Here is a 13862-nt window from a genome sequence, read left to right on the forward strand (position 1 = left end):
GTGTGGGGCGGCTCACCCCACTCGTCAATACGTCATCTTCCGGCCACGCGGGTCACTGCTCCGAGGGGGCGGGAGGCGCCGTACTGCTGCGCACCACCAGGCTCGTCGCCAGTTCCACCCGCCGCGCCGCCGAGGACTCCGGCTCGCGCCCGAGGTCGAGCACCAGCTTCGCCGCCGCCTCGGCCATCTCGGTGAGGGGCTGTCGTACGGTCGTCAGCGGCGGGCCCACCCAGCGCGCGACCGGCAGGTCGTCGAAGCCGACGACGCTCAGGTCCTCGGGGATGCGCAGCCCCAGTTCGCGCGCGGCCTCGTACAGGCCGAGCGCCTGGAGGTCGTTGCCGGCGAAGACGGCGGTGGGCCGGTCCGGGCGGCGCAGCAGATCGAGGCCGAGGCGGTAGCCGGCCTCGTGGTGGAAGTCGCCGGTGACGATCAGCGAGGTGTCGACCGGCAGTCCGGCCGTCTCCAGCGCGGCCCGGTAGCCGTCCACGCGGGCGCGGCTGCACATCATGCGGGAGGGGCCGCTGATCGCGCCGATCCGGGTGTGGCCGAGTTCGACGAGGTGCCGGGTCGCGGCGAGCCCGCCCTGCCAGTTCGTGGCGCCGATCGACGGGACGTCCGCGCCCGGGTCGCCGGCCGGGTCCATCACCACGAACGGGATGGAACGGCTGGTCAGCAGCGCCCGCTGGGACTCGTCGAGCCCGGACAGGACGAGGATCACGCCGTGCGGGCGGCGGGCGGCGACCTGGTCGGCCCAGGTGCGGCCGGGCGTCAGCCGCCCCGCGCTCTCGCTCAGCACCACGCTCAGCCCGGCGTCCCGCGCCACGTTCTCCACGCCCCGGATGACCTCCAGCGCCCAGGCGCTCTCCAGCTCGTGGAAGACCAGGTCGATCAGTGGGGAACGGGTCGCCTCGGCGCGGCGGCGCCGGTAGCCGTAGACGCGAAGCAGGTCCTCGACGCGGGTGCGGGTCGCGGGGGCGACATCGGCACGGCCGTTGAGGACCTTCGAAACAGTCGGAGCCGACACTCCGGCCTCGCGGGCGATCTCAGCGAGCGTCGCGGTCTGCGTTTCTACGGCTTTCGAAGGTTTCATGCCCGCGATCGTATCCCTGCGCGACCTCTTGACGAAGCTTCTGTCCCGCCATACGTTCCCGGAACATTCGTAGCACTTACCGAAACATTCGCGAGAGGGCCGTCCCATGGAGTCCTACAGCAGGCGCTGGTTCCTCGGCGCCGGTGCCACCACCCTGCTCACCACCGGACTCACGGCCTGCGGCTCCAGTGACAGCACCGGCAGCAGCAGCACCGTCACCGCCTTCGTCTACGGCGACGACGCGACCAAGGTCCAGGTCAAGGCCGTCACCCGGTTCAACGCGTCGGCGGCGGCCAAGAAGGCCAAGGGCAAGATCAAGCTGGAGAAGGTGCCCGGCGCCGACTACCCGGCCAAGCTGCGCACCGCAATGGGCTCGCCGAACGCCCCGGACGTCTTCTTCAACTGGGGCGGCGGCTCGATCAAGGCGTACCAGGAGGCCAACCAGCTGGTCGACCTCACCGACACCATCAAGTCCGACCCGGTCCTCAGCGGCGGCTTCCTGCCCTCGGTGCTCGCGGCGGGCGCGCTCAAGGGCAGGAACTACGGCATACCGATGCGCGGCATGCAGCCGGTGATCCTCTTCTACAACAAGTCGGTCTTCGCCGCGCAGAAACTCCAACCGCCCACCACCTGGGCCGAGTTGCTCGACATCAACAAGAAGCTGAAGGCCGCGGACATCACGCCGTTCGCGCTCGGCGGCGCCGACATCTGGCCCGAGCTGATGTGGCTGGAGTATCTGGTCGACCGGATCGGCGGACCCGAAGTCTTCGACCGCATCAAGAACGGCGACGCGTCCGGCTGGGGCGACCCCGCCGTCCTCAAGGCCGCCGAGACGGTCAAGGAGCTCATCGACGACGGCGCCTTCGGCAAGGGCTTCAGCTCCGTGTCGTACGTCAACGGCGGCGCGCCCGCGGTCTTCGCCAAGGGCAAGGCGGCGATGCATCTGATGGGCTCGTGGGAGTACTCGACGCAGCTCGGCAAGTTCCCCGACTTCGCCAAGTCGAACCTGGGCTGGTCCGCGTTCCCGAAGTACGAGGGCGGGGCGGGCGACATCCGCAACGTCGTCGGCAACCCCACCAACTACTGGTCCGTGAACGCCCGTACGGGCAACAAGGACGCGGCGATCGCGTTTCTGCGGGACTGCGCGTCGGAGGCGTACGCTAAGGCACTCGTCGCCAACGGCGACATCCCGACCACCTCCAACGCGGAGAAGCTCCTCGACTCCTCCCCCAACCCCGAGTTCGCCAAGTTCCAGTACCAACTGGTCCAGCAGGCACCGGCGTTCACGCTGAGCTGGGACCAGGCGGTGGATCCGGATGTGTCCACGCCGATGCTGACGGAGATCAACAAGCTGTTCGTGGGGAAGAGTTCGCCGGCGGAGTTCGTGTCGGCGCTCAAGGGGCTCAAGTGATCCAGAGTGCGGCGGCGAAAGCCGGCCGCCCACATGCCGTGTGGGCGCTCCCCGGAGTTCTGTTCTTCGTCTTCTTCGCCGTGGCCCCCATGGCCCTCGCCGTCTATCTCTCCTTCACCACCTGGAACGGGCTCGGTGACCCGAAGCCCGTCGGCCTCGCCAACTGGCAGAAGCTGCTGCACGACGACCGGCTCACCCAATCCCTCACCGTCACCGTCCTGTTGACGGTGACGAGCTGGGCGTTCCAGACGGTCGTGTCGCTGCTTCTCGGGGTCTGGGCGGCGGGGCACCAGCGCAACCGAGCCGTACTCTCCGCGATCTTCTTCGTGCCGTTCCTGCTCTCCTCGACGGCCATCGCGCTGCTCTTCTACGCGCTGCTCGACCCGAACTTCGGCATCATCCACCAGGACACCCTGGGCTCGACGAGCGGCGCGTTCCTCGCGATCGTGTTCGTCGGGGGCTGGCAGTTCATCCCCTTCCACACGCTGATCTACCAGGGCGGGGCCCGCCAGATACCCGAAGTCCTCTACCAGGCGGCGGCGATCGACGGCGCCGGCCGCTACCGCCAGTTCTTCTCGATCACGCTGCCCCAGCTCCGCAACACGGCCACGACCTCCAGCGTGCTGATGATCGTCGGCTCGCTCACCTACTTCGAGACCGTCCTGATCCTCACCCAGGGCGGCCCCGGCACGGACACGGCGATCCTGCCCTACCTGATGTACGAGGCCGGCTTCAAGAGCTACGACTTCGGCTACGCGAGCGCGATCGCGACCTTCCTGGTCGTGACCGCCACCGCGCTGTCTCTCGTCCTGGTCAGGCTCACCGGTTTCGGCGCCATGCGCAGTACCCGCGAAGGGATGTGACGGAGTGTCACACGACACGTTGCCGCGTCCGGCGAAGACGGCGGAGGAGCCCGTGGAACCCCCGCGCACCCGAAGGCGCCGCCACTGGACCCGCCGCCCCAACCCCCTGGCCGGCCTCGGCTCGATCATCTGGCTCGCCGTCGTCATCGTCCCCATCTACGCGATGATCTCGGCCTCCCTCACCCGCCAGGACCAGGCCCTCGGCAACAACGCCCTGAAGCCGCCCACCGATCCGACCTTCGCCAACTACAACACCGTCCTGCACAACGGCTTCGGCCACTTCCTCGCCAATACGGCACTGGTCGCGGCAGCGGTCGTAGGCATCGTGCTCGTGCTGTGCGTACCGCTCGCCTACGTCGCCGTACGCACCCGCACGGTCTGGTCGGGCGCGGCCTTCCGCCTGTTCCTGCTGGGAGTTGCGATCCCTGCCCAGGCGGTCGTGGTCCCCCTCTACCTGATGATCGCCAAACTCAACCTCTACGACAGCCTGTTGGCCGTCATCCTGCCGACGGCGGCCTTCGCGATGCCGGTCTCCGTGCTGATCCTGACCGGCACTCTGCGGGACATCTCGGAGGACCTGTACGAGGCGATGGCACTCGACGGCGCCTCGACGACCCGGATGCTGTTCCAGCTGGTCATCCCGCTGACCAAGGGCGGCATCAGCACCGTCGTCATCTACACCGCGCTCCAGGCCTGGAACGGCTTCATCTTCCCGCTGATCTTCACCCAGTCCGACGGACCTCGGGTCCTCACCCTCGGACTCTTCAACTACGTCAGCCAGTTCGGCGTGAACATCCCGGCCCTGCTCGCCTCGGTCGTCCTCTCCGGCATCCCGATCTTCGCCGTCTACCTGGTGGCCCGGCGCGCCCTGGTCGGCGGCCTGATGGGCGTGGGCGGCAAGTGAATCTCCCCAACTCACCTTTTCCGACAGGAGTTTCATGACCACCGCCCCCTGGCGCGACCCCGCCCTGCCCGCCGCCGCCCGCGTCGACGACCTGCTCGCCCGGATGACCCTGGAGGAGAAGACCGCCCAGCTGTACGGAGTTTGGGTGGGCGCCGACACGGACGGCGACGGAGTCGCCCCGCTGCAGCGGGAGATGACCTCCGAATACGACTGGGACGAGTTGATCACCCAGGGGTTGGGGCAGCTCACCCGTTCCTTCGGTACGGCCCCGGTGGACCCGGAGCTGGGCGCGCAGGCGTTGGCCCGTGCACAGCGCCGGATCGTCGCGGCCGGCCGTTTCGGCATCCCGGCCGTCGCCCACGAGGAGTGTCTGGCCGGGTTCACCGCCTGGGGTGCGACGGCGTACCCGGTGCCGCTGGCCTGGGGCGCCAGCTTCGACCCGGCGCTGGTCGAGGAGATGGCCCGGCACATCGGCGCCGACCTGCGCGCGACCGGCGTCCACCAGGGGCTCGCCCCGGTCCTGGACGTCGTACGGGATCCGCGGTGGGGGCGGGTGGAGGAGACGATCGGGGAGGACCCGTACCTGGTGGGGACCATCGGGGCCGCCTATGTGCGGGGGCTTGAGTCGGCCGGGGTGGTCGCGACGCTGAAGCACTTCGCGGGGTACGCGTCCTCGGTGGGGGCACGGAATCTGGCGCCGGTGCGGGCCGGGGTGCGGGAGTTCGCGGATGTGACGCTGCCGCCGTTCGAGATGGCGCTGCGGGAGGGCGGCGCGCGGTCGGTGATGGCGGCGTACAACGAGACGGACGGCGTACCGGCGTCGGCGGACCCGGCGCTGCTGACCCAACTCCTGCGGGAGGACTGGCAGTTCACGGGGACGGTGGTCGCCGACTACTTCGGCATCGGCTTCCTGGAGACGCTGCACCGGGTGGCGGGCAGCCCGGCGGAGGCGGCTCGTGCGGCGCTGGCGGCGGGGATCGACGTGGAGCTGCCGACGCTGAAGTGCTACGGGAAGCCGCTGGTGGAGGCGGTGCGGGCGGGGGACGTACCGGAGTCGCTGGTCGAGCGGGCCGCGCGCCGAGTGCTGCTGCAGAAGTGCGAGTTGGGGCTGCTGGACGGGGACTGGGCGCCGGAGCCGACTGGCCGGATCGACCTCGACTCGGCGGCGAACCGTGCGCTGGCCCGTCAACTGGCCGAGGAATCAGTGGTGTTGCTGGACAACCCGGACGGCGTACTGCCCCTCCCGCCGGACGCCCGGATCGCGGTGGTGGGCCCCAGGGCGGCAGACGCGCTGGCGATGCTCGGCTGCTACTCCTTCCCGTCCCACGTGGGCGTCCACCACCCCGAGGTGCCGATGGGCATCGAGATCCCCACCGTGCTGGAGTCGCTGCGGGCCGAACTCCCGGACGCCAAGGTGACGTTCGCGGAGGGCTGTGACGTGTCGGGGCCGGACACGACCGGTTTCGAGGAGGCGGTCGCGCGGGCGTCCGAGGCGGATGTGTGCGTGGCGGTGCTCGGCGACCGGGCCGGTCTGTTCGGACGCGGCACGTCGGGCGAGGGCTGCGATGTCGCGGATCTCCAACTGCCGGGCGTGCAGGCCGACTTGCTGGACGCGCTCGTGTCGACGGGCGTCCCGGTGGTGCTGGTCCTGCTCACCGGCCGCCCCTACGCGCTGGGCCGTTGGCACGGCCGGCTGGGTGCGGTGGTCCAGGCGTTCTTCCCGGGCGAGGAGGGCGGTCCCGCGGTGACAGGAGTGCTGTCGGGCCGCGTCAACCCGTCCGGCCGCCTCCCGGTGAGCGTCCCGCACATGCCGGGCGGCCAGCCGTGGACGTACCTGCAACCCCCCTTGGGCCTGGCCGACGAGGTCAGCAGCCTCGACCCGACCCCGCTGTACGCCTTCGGCCACGGCCGCTCGTACACGACGTTCGCGTGGGAGCCCGCGGAATCAGGGGAGTTGGAGATCGGGACGGACGGCTCCCACGACCTGACGGTCACCGTCCGCAACACCGGCGACCGGGCGGGCGCGGAGATCGTCCAGCTGTACCTGCACGACCCGGTGGCCTCGGTGACCCGCCCGGACGTCCGCCTGATCGCCTACCAGCGACTGGAGTTGGCCCCGGGCGAGGCGTCCCGCGTGACCTTCCGCTTCCATGCCGATCTGTCGGCGTTCACCGACCGGTCGGGGCGCCGGGTGGTCGAACCGGGGGCGCTGGAGCTGAGGTTGGCCGCCTCCAGCGCAGACGTACGGCATACGGCACGGCTGACACTCAGGGGGCCGGAACGCGTACTGGGCACGGATCGGCGGCTGTTGTGCGAGACGGAGGTACGGGCCCGGGTATGAGACCCGGTGCGGTTCAGACCTTGATCACCTGAACTTCGGCACCGTACAGGTCCCGGAGGTCCTCGGGGTCGGAGGTCAGCACGGTGACGGGTGCGGGCGACGCCAGCGCTGTCGCGGCGACGATCGCGTCCAGCGCGTACTTGTGACCGTGCAGACCGGCCGAGGCGAGGAGCTTGCTCGCCCGGCGAGCGATCGCCTCGCTGGACGGAACGACATTGACACGCGAGACGGCGTGGTCGAACCGGGCCTGTTGGGTCCTGGGGTCGCGGGCCTCGACGAGGGTCACGGAGCTGACGACCACGCGGATGTCCTCGGCCTCGGCCGCGACGAGCCACTCGGTGAGTTCCGGCGTGCGGCGGACGAGCTTGGACAGGCCCTCGCAGTCGAGGACGAGCGTGCCGCTCACGCGGCGTCGGCCGAACCCGCCGAGCCACCGCGCAGGAGGGCCCGCTTGGCCTCGACCCCGGCCGGATCGACCGGACCGTGCGCGGCTTCCGCGTCCTCGATCAGTTCACGCAGCCGGTCCCGCTCCAGCTGGCGCTGGATGAGTGCTTCCACGTAGGCGGACATGCCCCGCTTGCCGGTGCGTGCCTTGAGAGCGGCGATGGTGCCCTCGTGGAGCGACACCGACACCGGGCGGACGGGGCCCTCACCGGGCAGGGGAGAATCAGCCATGACCCCATTTTAACAAAACTCTTATTATTCGCCCACCGACTCGAACCGCCACCGATGCACCGCTCGCATGACCAACTCCCCCTCTGGCTCGGGGAGTTCGGGCAGCTCGGTGTCGTAGTCCGCGTCCCACCACGTGATGACGAGGACGCGGTCCTGGGGGGCACGGAGGAACTCCCGGCGCAGGGGCTCGGCCGGGAGTTGCTGGGCCCGTGCCCAGCTCAAGAGGTCGTCGCCCCGGCCCTCGGCCGCCCGCGCCTCCCACATCAGGGCGACCGTCACGAGTACAGGTTCTCCTTGCCGACCTCGTGCACGTGGTCGTGGGAGTGGCCGGGGACGTGCGGGTCCGTCACCGGGAGGGACGAGTCCGCCGAGAGGTCCCAGTCCGACGGGGTGCGGTTGCGGGCCACCATTTCCGCGCCCAGCGCGGCGACCATCGCGCCGTTGTCCGTGCACAGCTTGGGGCGCGGGACGCGGAGGCGGATGCCCGCCGCCTCGCAGCGCTCCGCCGCCAGCGCCCGCAGCCGCGAGTTCGCGGCCACCCCGCCGCCGATCATCAGGTGGTCGACGCCCTCGTCCTTGCAGGCACGGACGGCCTTGCGGGTGAGCACGTCGACGACCGCCTCCTGGAAGGACGCCGACACATCGCGCACCGGCACGTCCTCCCCGGCCGCCCGCTTCGCCTCGATCCAGCGGGCCACGGACGTCTTCAGCCCGGAGAAGGAGAAGTCGTACGCCGGGTCGCGCGGCCCGGTCAGTCCGCGCGGGAACGTGATCGCCGTGGGGTCGCCCTCCTTCGCGTACCGGTCGATGACCGGGCCGCCGGGGAAGCCGAGGTTCAGGACGCGGGCGATCTTGTCGAAGGCCTCGCCCGCCGCGTCGTCGATCGTCGCGCCCAGCGGTCGTACGTCCGAGGTGATGTCCGAGGAGAGGAGGAGGGAGGAGTGGCCGCCGGACACCAGCAGCGCCATCGTCGGTTCCGGCAGCGCGCCGTGTTCGAGCTGGTCCACGCAGATGTGGGAGGCCAGGTGGTTCACGCCGTAGAGCGGCTTGCCCAGCGCGTAGGCGTACGCCTTCGCCGCCGAGACGCCGACCAGCAGCGCACCCGCGAGCCCCGGGCCCGCCGTGACCGCGATGCCGTCGAGGTCGCTCGCGCTGACGCCCGCGTCCTTCAGGGCGCGCTGGATCGTGGGGACCATCGCCTCCAGGTGGGCGCGGGAGGCCACCTCCGGTACGACCCCGCCGAAGCGGGCGTGTTCGTCGACGCTGGACGCGACCGCGTCGGCGAGCAGGGTGTGGCCGCGGACGATGCCGACGCCGGTCTCGTCGCAGGAGGTCTCGATGCCGAGGACGAGGGGTTCGTCAGTCATTGAACTCGGTTCCTTGTACGGAAGTCGACCCCGCGGCGGAGCCGCTGTCGGGGTCTGTGGTCAGGCGCATCACCAGGGCGTCGACGTTGCCCGGCTGGTAGTAGCCGCGCCGGAAGCCGATGGGCGCGAAGCCGAAGCGCTCGTAGAGTTTCTGCGCGCGGACGTTGTCGACACGGCATTCGAGCATGACCTCAGCGCACTCGAACTCGCTTGCCGCGCTGAGGAGTTCGGTGAGCAGAGTGCCACCGAGGCCGGTGCCCCAGTGGTCGCGGGCGACGGCGATGGTCTGGATGTCGGCCTGGTCGCCGGTGGTGGCGAGGCCCGCGTAGCCGATGACCCGGACACCGCCCTCGTACTGTTCACCGGTCACCTCGGCCACCAGGTACCGGCGCGTCGCCTCGGCGCCCCGCGCGTGTGCCAGTTCGGACCAGAACATGCCCCGGGACCAGGCGTCCTCGGGGAAGAGGTCCTTCTCCAGTTCCAGCACGGGATCGATGTCCCACCAGCGCATCTCACGCAGTCGAGGGCTCAGGGATTCGGTCACTTGGGGGTGACCACCTTGTAGTTCTTGGGGACCTGCGCGTCGGGGCGGCGCAGGTAGAGCGGCCGGGGCTCGGGGAGTTCAACGCCCGCCGCCAGTCTCTCGGCGGCCAGGGAGGCGAGTGCGGCGGCGGACACGTGCTGCGGCTCGTGGGCGGACGGGAAGGTGTCCGGGTAGAGCAGGGCGCCGGCGCCGACGGCGGGCAGTCCCGCCACCTCGTCGGCGATGTCGGCGGGCCGGTCCACGGCCGGGTCGGTGACCCGGGTGCGGGAGTCGACGTAGCGGGCCCAGTAGACCTCCTTGCGGCGCGCGTCGGTGGCCACGACGAAGGGGCCGTCGAGGTCGGCGGCGTAGGCGAGGCCGTCCAGCGTGCACACACCGTGCACGGGCACGCCGAGCGCGAGCCCGAACGTGTCGGCGGTCATCAGACCGACGCGCAGCCCGGTGTAGGGGCCGGGGCCGATGCCCACGACGATTCCCGTGACGGCGTCGAGCTTGAGCCCCGCGTCGGCGAGGACACGGTCGACGGCCGGGAGCAGCAGCTCACCGTGGCGGCGCGCGTCCACCTGACTCGACGAGGCGATGACGGCCTCGCCGTCGTGCAGGGCGACGGTGACTGCGGGGGTGGCGGTATCCAGAGCGAGCAAGAGCACGCAAACAGCCTACGGCTCCGGCGCCCCGGGCACGGCCGCCCCGGTCGGCCCGGCCCGACTGCTACCGTCACCTACAGTCACCGCACTTACTGGACATACAAGACACGGAGGTGGGCGCCGATGGCCGGCAGCAGCTCGGGAATCGTGGCCGGGCTCACCGTGGCGGCCGTCGCCACGGTCGGTTTCCTCGCCTATCAGGCGTCGGCGAGCGTCCCGGCCGGGATGGGCGGTACGGCCCACGCGAGCGCCCCGCCGGCGGTGGCGACCTCGAAGGCGCCCCGCGACAAGAAGAACCCAGCCGCGCTGCCCGCGGGCTCCGGCCGGGGTGAGCGGGTCGTGTACTCGGTGGACGACGACCGGGTGTGGCTGGTCGCCAAGAACGACAAGGTCAACCGCACGTTCAAGGTCACCCCCGGCACGGTGGATCCGGCCACGGGTTCCTACTGGGTCACGTCCCGCTCGAACGCGGTCACCGGCACCGACGGCACCCCCATCCAGCACGTCGTCCGCTTCACCAACACCGGCGGGATCGCGATCGGCTTCAGCGCGGCGGTCAGCGGCGCGACACAGCAACCCGACGCCACGGTGAAGTCCGGCGGCATCCGCGAGTCGGTCGAGGACGGCGCGGCGATGTGGGACTTCGCGACGATCGGGCAGTCGATCGTGGTGATCCACTAGTCGGTTGTGCGCTACGCGGCTTTGCGCTGCTCGGTCCGCGTTTCCACCGGTTCCGGGGCGCGCGGCGGCGTCGAGATCGCCTTCGCCGCCTCACCGGCCGCCAGCAGCTGGCGCATGGTCACCCCGGCGAACACGTACGGCTGCTGGCGGTCCTGGTTCTCTGAAGCCGACGAAGCCGACATGGACGCCTCCTGGGGCCTGGGGCAGACGTAGTTAGGTAGACCTAACTACGTTCTGGATACCATGTGACCACGCGCGAGACCCCGAATGCAACATCTTGCCGACACCTTGTCGGAACCCACACGGCCCGCACGCCCCGCACCGCCCGGTCAGGCGCCGAGCACGCCCAGTTCGACCGCGGCCCAGCGCTCGCCGAGCCCCGTGACGGTGACGTGCCGTACCTCGTCGGTCGTGTCTCCGACAGCCCGGTGGATGACGACCGACAGCCGGTCGTCCGTCAACTCCTCGACCTTGCCCTCGCCCCACTCCACGACGATCACCGACTCCGGCAGCGAGACGTCGAGGTCGAGGTCCTCCATGTCGTCGAGCCCGCCGGCCAGCCGGTACGCGTCGACGTGGACGAGCGGCGGCCCCTCCCCCAGCGAGGGATGCACGCGCGCGATGACGAACGTCGGCGAGGTGACCGCGCCGCGCACGCCGAGCCCTTCGCCGAGGCCCCGGGTCAGCGTCGTCTTGCCGGCGCCGAGCTCCCCGGTGAGCATCACGAGGTCGCCAGCGCGCAGCAGCTTGGCCAGGCGGCGACCCAACTCCCCCATCTGCTCGGGGGAGTTGACGGTGAACGAGACGGACAGGGGCTCAGCCGCGTTGTGCGGTGCTGCTGGTGCTTCCATAGCCACTTACGGTAGCCCCTGCGGGCACGGCACCCGCGCGGGTCAGCAGGTCGGCGAGGCGGTCCGTGACGACCTCCGGGTGCTCCAGCATGACCAGGTGCCCGGCGTCCGGCACGAGCACCAGCTCGGCGTCCGGCAGCTGGTCGGCGATGGCCTCGCTGTGCTCACTGGGCGTGACGAGATCGCCGATCCCTGCCAGCACGAGCACCGGCATGTCCTTGAAGTGGGTGAGGGCCGCCGTCTTGTCGTGGTCGGTGAACGCCGGGTAGAACTCGGCGACCACGTCGATGGGCGTGCCCTCGATCATCCGCTCGGCGAACCGCGCGACGGCCGGGTCCACGTCCCGTGACGCGAACGAGTACCGCTTGATGATCCCGGCGAACAGATCGGCGGTGGCCCGCCGCCCCCGCTCCACCAGCGCGGCCTGCTGACCGAGCGCCTTCAGCACACCGGGCAGCACCCGCCGTACCGCGTTGACCCCGGCGACGGGCAGGCCGAAGTTGACCTCGCCGAGCCGCCCGGCGGACGTACCGACGAAGGCGGTGGCCACGACCCGGTCGCGGATCAGCTCCGGGTACTGGTCGGCGAGTGCCATCACCGTCATGCCGCCCATGGAGTGGCCGACGAGCACGATCGGCCCCTCGGGCACGGCCGCGTCGAGCACGGCCTTCAGGTCACGGCCCAACTGGTCGATGGTGAGCGGCATGTCGTCTTCCAGCTGCGCGACCCCGCGCGCGGAACGGCCGTGGCTGCGCTGGTCCCAGTGCACGGTCCGTACGACCCCGCGCAGGGCCGCCCGCTGGAAGTGCCAGGAGTCCTGGTTGAGGCAGTAGCCGTGGCTGAAGACGACGGTGACCGGGGCCGGTGCCTTGCGTCCGAAGAGCCGGCGGCGTTTCGGGGTGACGGCGACCTCGGGCTCGATGTCGTCGACCTCGTAGTACAGCTCGGTGCCGTCGTCCGCGGGGGCCGTGCCGGGGATGCCGCGCAGCGAGCCGTACGGTCCCGTGGAGTCGAGCGCCAGCCGCGCCCGCTCGCGCATACTGCGCCCGACCGTCATCCGCTCTATGGCGACACCGGCCGCTGCACCGGCGGCGATCACACCTATCGCGGCGCCCGCGATTCCGGTCACCTTGCGCCAGTTGCCGGCCACCCCCGTGGCGGCGGAGGCGAGTTCGGCGACCGCCTCCGCGCTGCTCTCGCTCACGTGCCGCTCCTCTTCCCGTCCCGGCCCTGCGCCGCGTCGTCCGCCTCATAACCGGGGACGACCTCATCCACGAGGACATCCTCATTGACGTAGACGCGGGGAACGCGTGTTCCGATGCGGGTCACGATCTCGTAGGCGATGGTGTCGGCGGCCTGTGCCCAGTCCTCGGCGGTGGGTTCGCCGCGGTCGCCGGGGCCGAAGAGGATCGCCTCCGCCCCGGGCTCCGGCTCGTCCCCTCCGAGGTCTACGACGAACTGGTCCATGGCGACCCGCCCGGCGACCGTGCGCCACTTGCCGCCGACCAGCACCGGGCCGGTGCCGGAGGCGTGCCGGGGGATGCCGTCCGCGTAGCCGACGGGGATGAGGCCGAGGGTCGTCGTGCCCGGAGTGACGTAGTGATGCCCGTAGCTGACGCCGTGCCCGCCCGGTACCTGCTTGACCAGGGCGACGGACGCCTTCAGGGTCATCACCGGCCGCAGTCCGAAGTCGGCCGAGGAGCCCTGCCCGGGGATGGGTGAGACGCCGTAGACGGCGATGCCGGTGCGGACGAGGTCGAAGTGGGAGTCGGGACGGGTGAGGGTGGCGGGCGAGTTGGCGATGTGGCGGACCTCGGGCCGTACGCCCTGGCCCTCCGCGTACGCGACCATCTCGCGGAAGAGGGCGAGTTGGGCGTCGACGGAGGGATGTCCTGGTTCGTCGGCGCAGGCGAAGTGCGACCAGATGCCGGTGACGTGGAGCAGCCCCTCGGCCTCCGCGCGCAGGGCCTCGCCGACGAGTTCGGCCCAGTCGTCGCCGGGCTGGCAGCCATTGCGTCCGAGCCCGGTGTCGGCCTTGAGCTGCACGCGCGCGGGGAGACCGGCCGCGCGGGCGGCTGCCACGACCTCCCGCAGCGCCCACATGCCGCTGAGCGACATGTCGAGGTCGGCCTCGATGGCCTCGCGCCACGGCCCGCCGGGTGTCCAGAGCCAGCACATGATCCGCACCCCGTCGGGCAGCCCGGCGCGGGCCCGCAGGTCGAGGGCCTCCTCGGGGGTGGCCGTACCGAGCCAGGTCGCGCCCGCCTCGACGGCCGCGCGGGCGCACGGCAGGGCGCCGTGGCCGTACGCGTCGGACTTCACGACGGCCATGAGGGCGGCGCCCGGCGCGAGGGCGCGCAGGGTCCGCACATTGGCCCGCAGGGCACCGAGGTCGATCTCGGCGCGGGCACGCAGGGGCGCGGTCGGCGCAGTTGCTGTCTCGTTCATGACGTCCCCAGTCTCTCAGAGGGGACTGACAAGCCCGCAG

General features: G+C 71.0%; 16 protein-coding genes. 5 read left to right on the top strand and 11 right to left on the bottom strand.

Features of this window, described 5'->3' with window-relative positions:
- Window positions 1–52: 52 nt before the first annotated feature.
- Window positions 53–1090 carry a LacI family DNA-binding transcriptional regulator gene (locus tag OC490_RS03285; RefSeq protein WP_262056198.1) on the bottom strand — a complete coding sequence of 346 codons (1038 nt, stop codon included), beginning with the start codon at window positions 1088–1090 and terminating at the stop codon, window positions 53–55.
- A 106-nt stretch (window positions 1091–1196) separates the two neighbouring features.
- On the opposite strand from OC490_RS03285, the gene OC490_RS03290 reads away from it, so the two are divergent.
- From OC490_RS03290 to OC490_RS03305, 4 genes are read left to right on the top strand one after another with little or no spacing between them, the layout of a single operon-like run.
- A complete protein-coding gene (locus OC490_RS03290; protein WP_262056199.1) occupies window positions 1197–2501 on the top strand; it encodes an ABC transporter substrate-binding protein in 1305 nt (434 codons plus the stop codon).
- Window positions 2498–3364 (top strand): carbohydrate ABC transporter permease, encoded by an 867-nt coding sequence (locus OC490_RS03295; RefSeq protein ID WP_262056200.1) that lies wholly within the window; start codon window positions 2498–2500, stop codon window positions 3362–3364. The genes OC490_RS03290 and OC490_RS03295 overlap by 4 nt, the downstream gene beginning before the upstream one ends.
- Before the next feature lie 4 nt (window positions 3365–3368).
- Complete coding sequence (locus tag OC490_RS03300) at window positions 3369–4268, top strand: carbohydrate ABC transporter permease (RefSeq protein ID WP_410098509.1); 900 nt, start codon at window positions 3369–3371, stop codon at window positions 4266–4268.
- Between the two features lie 34 nt (window positions 4269–4302).
- Window positions 4303–6609 carry a glycoside hydrolase family 3 N-terminal domain-containing protein gene (locus tag OC490_RS03305; protein ID WP_262056201.1) on the top strand — a complete coding sequence of 769 codons (2307 nt, stop codon included), beginning with the start codon at window positions 4303–4305 and terminating at the stop codon, window positions 6607–6609.
- Window positions 6610–6622: 13 nt separating this feature from the next.
- Here OC490_RS03305 and OC490_RS03310 read toward each other — a convergent pair whose 3' ends face one another.
- Genes OC490_RS03310 through tsaB form a run of 6 tightly spaced genes read right to left on the bottom strand, consistent with a single transcriptional unit; the run spans window position 6623 to window position 9845 of the window.
- Window positions 6623–7015 carry a type II toxin-antitoxin system VapC family toxin gene (locus tag OC490_RS03310; RefSeq protein WP_262056202.1) on the bottom strand — a complete coding sequence of 131 codons (393 nt, stop codon included), beginning with the start codon at window positions 7013–7015 and terminating at the stop codon, window positions 6623–6625.
- The gene (locus OC490_RS03315; protein WP_200716432.1) at window positions 7012–7284 is read right to left on the bottom strand and encodes a hypothetical protein; all 273 of its coding nucleotides are present in this window, start codon (window positions 7282–7284) and stop codon (window positions 7012–7014) included. Before OC490_RS03315 ends, OC490_RS03310 begins: the two co-directional genes overlap by 4 nt.
- Window positions 7285–7308: 24 nt before the next feature.
- The gene (locus tag OC490_RS03320; protein WP_262056203.1) at window positions 7309–7563 is read right to left on the bottom strand and encodes a hypothetical protein; all 255 of its coding nucleotides are present in this window, start codon (window positions 7561–7563) and stop codon (window positions 7309–7311) included.
- Window positions 7560–8651: a tRNA (adenosine(37)-N6)-threonylcarbamoyltransferase complex transferase subunit TsaD gene (gene tsaD, locus OC490_RS03325; protein WP_262056204.1), complete on the bottom strand. Its 1092-nt coding sequence runs from the start codon at window positions 8649–8651 to the stop codon at window positions 7560–7562. Before tsaD ends, OC490_RS03320 begins: the two co-directional genes overlap by 4 nt.
- A complete protein-coding gene (rimI, locus tag OC490_RS03330) occupies window positions 8644–9162 on the bottom strand; it encodes a ribosomal protein S18-alanine N-acetyltransferase (protein ID WP_410098522.1) in 519 nt (172 codons plus the stop codon). The genes tsaD and rimI overlap by 8 nt, the downstream gene beginning before the upstream one ends.
- Window positions 9163–9191: 29 nt before the next feature.
- Window positions 9192–9845, bottom strand: a complete 654-nt coding sequence (gene tsaB, locus OC490_RS03335) for a tRNA (adenosine(37)-N6)-threonylcarbamoyltransferase complex dimerization subunit type 1 TsaB (RefSeq protein WP_262056206.1) — start codon at window positions 9843–9845, stop codon at window positions 9192–9194.
- 120 nt (window positions 9846–9965) lie between these two features.
- Between tsaB and OC490_RS03340 the strand changes: the two genes are divergently transcribed.
- Window positions 9966–10523: a hypothetical protein gene (locus OC490_RS03340; RefSeq protein ID WP_262056207.1), complete on the top strand. Its 558-nt coding sequence runs from the start codon at window positions 9966–9968 to the stop codon at window positions 10521–10523.
- Window positions 10524–10534: 11 nt separating this feature from the next.
- On the opposite strand, the gene OC490_RS03345 is transcribed toward OC490_RS03340, so the two are convergent.
- The 4 genes from OC490_RS03345 to alr form a co-directional block, all read right to left on the bottom strand.
- A complete protein-coding gene (locus tag OC490_RS03345) occupies window positions 10535–10705 on the bottom strand; it encodes a hypothetical protein (protein WP_262056208.1) in 171 nt (56 codons plus the stop codon).
- A gap of 147 nt (window positions 10706–10852) precedes the next feature.
- A complete protein-coding gene (tsaE, locus tag OC490_RS03350; protein WP_262056209.1) occupies window positions 10853–11374 on the bottom strand; it encodes a tRNA (adenosine(37)-N6)-threonylcarbamoyltransferase complex ATPase subunit type 1 TsaE in 522 nt (173 codons plus the stop codon).
- The gene (locus OC490_RS03355; protein WP_262056210.1) at window positions 11340–12578 is read right to left on the bottom strand and encodes an alpha/beta fold hydrolase; all 1239 of its coding nucleotides are present in this window, start codon (window positions 12576–12578) and stop codon (window positions 11340–11342) included. Before OC490_RS03355 ends, tsaE begins: the two co-directional genes overlap by 35 nt.
- On the bottom strand, window positions 12575–13822 hold the full coding sequence (alr, locus tag OC490_RS03360) for an alanine racemase (protein ID WP_262056211.1): 1248 nt from the start codon (window positions 13820–13822) through the stop codon (window positions 12575–12577). Before alr ends, OC490_RS03355 begins: the two co-directional genes overlap by 4 nt.
- Window positions 13823–13862: the final 40 nt, after the last annotated feature.

The organism is Streptomyces sp. STR69 (genome assembly GCF_024519455.1).
Classification (GTDB): Bacteria; Actinomycetota; Actinomycetes; order Streptomycetales; family Streptomycetaceae; genus Streptomyces.